The 2,545-nt window shown below is 43.6% G+C and carries 2 protein-coding genes; one reads left to right on the top strand and one right to left on the bottom strand.

The features are described 5' to 3' along the window. Positions 1-1,099 (bottom strand): O-antigen ligase family protein (locus AYJ08_RS02960; RefSeq protein WP_231928976.1); only part of this gene is annotated, 1,099 nt, incomplete at its 3' end. Positions 1,100-1,229: 130 nt separating this feature from the next. On the opposite strand from AYJ08_RS02960, the gene murJ reads away from it, so the two are divergent. Further along, positions 1,230-2,545, top strand: a 1,316-nt coding sequence (gene murJ / locus AYJ08_RS02955) for a murein biosynthesis integral membrane protein MurJ (RefSeq protein ID WP_064016526.1), incomplete at its 3' end; no start/stop codon positions are given.

Genomic DNA, 2,545 nt, shown 5'->3' with positions numbered 1-2,545 from the left:
ACGGCGTGTTTTTCCAGCGCAGGGTCGCCTGAGCCGCATATTTAACAATGGCAAGCATCATGGTAACCAATAGAGTCAAGCCAATGATCCCTGTTTCAGCCAACGTTTTAAACATATAGCTGTCAGTATAGATGGTTCCAAAATAACGGGAACCCACGGCTCCGCCCCAATGACCAGGGCCAGCACCAAATAATGGTTCTAGTCGCATCCGGTGGTAAGCATTCGTCCAACGCGCGACGCGGCCGCTTTGGCTGCTCTTTTCCCAATAGTCCTCAGTAAACAGAGTGGTAATGCGGTTTTGTACCTTACCGATGACAGGAGTTGTCTCTGGTACAGCCAATAAAACAACACCGCCAATTATGGCTACAGCTACAATGGATAAGAAAACTTTCCGGTTCACAAATACAGAGCCAATAACTAAGACAGCAAGCAGAGCGAACCAAGCTCCGCGCGAGCCTGTTGCAATAAGACAAACTAGCATGATCAGGGATGTCAGCCCCCAGATAAGCTTTTGCTTTTTCGTTGTCCCTTGCAAAAATAGGCCGACTGCAATTGGAATGGTAAGGATCATGTAGCTACCCAAAACATTCGGGCTTGTTACAATGGAGAATGCACGTCTCTTCATTGATTCGTTTTCTCCTGTCCAGGAGCTGTTTACTTCCACCCCAAGTACCACCTGCATTACGCCAATCAAGGCTACGAATAGACCAACTAAGGTGAAGGCTTTCAAGAAACTCTGCATTTGTTCTTTCGACTCAATGAGATAGAAGCCGATTAATAATGCAACCATATATTGGAATATAGCTCGAAACCCTTCCACGCTAGCATTAAAATTAGTCATATCCATAAACATAAGTCCCAGGCCAAATATCAAAAAGGCAAGGAACGCATGTTTAATGCCAGGCATGGTACGGTGGCCTTTTGCATACGCAATAAAGGTAAACAGAAGGAGGACAGTAAGTACGCCTTCATCCCACAAAGAAACAATAAATCCAATCGGGATAAATTTACGCATTGCGTAATCAATGATAGGATAGGTGAGTAATAAGTAAATCCAGTTGGTAGGATTCATAACCAACTTTTTTAGATTCGTTTTCAAGCGAAGTCCCCCTACACATATGTTCGACCCTACCATTATAATGAATCATAAGATAGGGTAGCAAGGAAAAGAAATCTAGCGTTGTTAACTAACAGATAAGTAGCGCGCAAGAATTAGGAGATTACGAGCTGTGAATTTACTAAAAACTGCATCCATGATAGTAGTGATAACATTAATAGGACGCTTGCTAGGCTTTGTTCGCACACTCTATGTTTCACATTTGTATGGAACAGGAATGGAGGCGGATGCCTACTTTCTTGCCTTAACGATTCCCATGACCTTGTTCATGATCATTCCGGGAGCGATCAATGCAGTGATGATCCCCACTATGCGAGGAATACTAGAAGAGAATCAGACACAGAAGGCTTCTGTTCTCTACCATAAAATGCTGGCGCTCATAACCTTTAGCTTTTTTGCCCTGACTGTAGCCGGCTATTTCCTCTCTCCTCAGATTGCTCTGATGTATGGAGTGAGCGGTGAAAAAGCAGCACTTACCATCCGGCAATTACAGTTGATGTGGCCATCTGTTTTCTTTATTGGTCTAGCTGGATTATGGGCAAGCGTCTTAAATGCACATCATCATTTTTTTACATCTACATTAGGCACGGTAGCGAACAGTGTTATTGTTATCCTTGCCATGGTTGCTTTGGTACCAATCGTTGGAGTAGATGGTTTATCAATAGCTACCACTCTTGGTTACGTAGCTGCTTTAGTCGTGATGTGGCCAGCCATGCGTAAATATGGCTATAGTCAACGGTTTAACCTGCAATATCGTCAGGATGCTGAATTGCGAAGCATGGGTGAACGGGTTGTGCCAATCCTCATTGGTTCCGTTATCTCGCAAACCACCACCTTTCTGGAACGTGGATTAACTACGGGGCTTGGGGATGGAAAGGTTGCGGCACTTTCTTATGCTAATCAGATTGCTCAGCTACCAATGGCTATCTTTGTTGGGGCATTTACATTACCCTTGTTTCCGCTGCTAGCCAATTACGTAAAGCGTAAAGAAATGCATTTAATGAAAGCTACACTGGAAAAAGGGTTGTCTTATTTATTGATTTTGTTGTTTCCAGTGACAATTGGCTTCATTTTATATGGCGAAAATTTAATTAATCTTCTATTTGTTCGCCAATCGGGTGCTTTTAATGAAGAAGCATTATCTTGGACTGCCTTTGGTCTTATTTTCTATGGCATGGGTCTTTATTTCCTAGCGGCCCGCGATTTGATTACACGTGCGTTTTATGCCTTAGAAAACACCCGTACACCCGTAATTGTGGGAGTGATAGGCATCGGAGTTTACCTGTTGACTGCCAAAATGTTCACCCCGCTTTTAGAGCACGGCGGTGTAGCATTAAGTGCTTCTGTATCCGCAATGGTGCAGTCCATCCTATTGTTTTTGTTACTCTGGCGCTCCATTGGTCAGCTTCTTACTTGGGACTTCCTATT

It is taken from the genome of Brevibacillus sp. SKDU10 (genome assembly GCF_001645205.1).
GTDB lineage: Bacteria > Bacillota > Bacilli > Brevibacillales > Brevibacillaceae > Brevibacillus_B > Brevibacillus_B halotolerans.
This window is presented reverse-complemented; position numbering and strand designations above follow the sequence as displayed.